At 44.6% G+C, this 1,262-nt stretch carries 2 protein-coding genes; both read left to right on the top strand.

Annotated elements, in window-relative coordinates; genetic code table 11:
• The coding region (locus Tam1G_RS11775) for a hypothetical protein (protein ID WP_165782005.1) at positions 1-784 on the top strand (784 nt) is incomplete at its 5' end.
• A gap of 129 nt (positions 785-913) precedes the next feature.
• The coding region (locus Tam1G_RS11390; RefSeq protein ID WP_133125017.1) for a glycosyltransferase at positions 914-1,262 on the top strand (349 nt) is incomplete at its 3' end.

Raw genomic sequence — 1,262 nt, forward strand, 5'->3', positions numbered from 1 at the left:
CACCGTGATTTCTTGGTGGATTCGTAATAAGAAAATCTCTGTTCCGGCACTAGTGTTCGCTTTAGTTACTGGGGTGGGAGTCGTCATTGAAATGATTTCCCCAGGTTCTCATTTGCGAACAATTTCGGAAACAAAAAACTGGTACCCAGAATTTACGACGCTTCCTCTTCACAGCAAGATAGCGCGTGGCGTTATCTGGCAGTTTTCATATACGGCAAATTACATGCTCCTCATCATTGCAGTATTTATTATTGGTTTGCTCGTGGTGACGGCACAGCGGCGACATTTCACTGAGGAGGAACTCTCGTCTAGCAATGATGTTGAAGGCAACCAGTGGGTTTCGTTCTTAAGCCGTGTTGCTATGGGTGTAGCTGCTGCTTTGCTTGCGGTGCTGGCATGTATGGATCTAATTCAAATTAGGGCATTTCTCATGAGCTTTGATAGTGGTCTGGGTAAAGCCTCGTCACTAGTGTTTTGGACTATATTGCTGGTAAGCCTCGTCATTGTTGTGCTATGCTGCGCAAAATCTCGTTTACTGATTGCTTTTATCCTGCTGGCAGGAATTGCAGCATCAGCGGTCATGTATTTCTCTCCAACGATCTATGCTTCCGGTCCACGATCGATGTTTATTTCCTCACTACTGTTCATTACGGTTCTACAGTTCATTCGTGAATGGTACCCAAATAAGTTCTGGTATTGGATTATCGGGGTTCCAGCTGTTTTGAATTTTCTTCATTTCGTATGCACTGTTTGGGGTAATTTCAGTCTTTCGCTATTCGGATGATGAAATGACAGACAGGCGCAAACCTGGTTTGCAGTTTATGGGTGAGTGACATCGCAATCCTTTGAAAGCATACTAACCTTGGGTGCAGTGTGACGTTGTGTAATGTGATATTGAAGTGACGGGAGCATAATGCAAAGCGAGCAAATTGATTCGCGTAAAGAAACCATCACCGTGCTTATCCCTTGCTATAACGAGCAGGAATCATTGCCGATCCTGTTTGAACGCATGGATGCGTTGGTGAGCAAGCAAGCTGAGAGTGGTTTGAAATATACTGTGCTCTTTGTTGATGATGGATCGAAGGATGATACTCGGCAGTTGGTTCGCGAGTACGCGCAGCAGCATTCGTACGTGAAGTATATTTTTCTTTCCCGTAATTTCGGAAAAGAAAAGGCGATGTTTGCTGGAATTCAGCATGCGAATACGGACGCTCTGGTGATTATTGATGCTGATTTGCAAGATCCTCCGGAACTTATTCCTC

The sequence above is a fragment of the Bifidobacterium imperatoris genome, assembly GCF_002860405.1.
Lineage (GTDB): Bacteria > Actinomycetota > Actinomycetes > Actinomycetales > Bifidobacteriaceae > Bifidobacterium > Bifidobacterium imperatoris.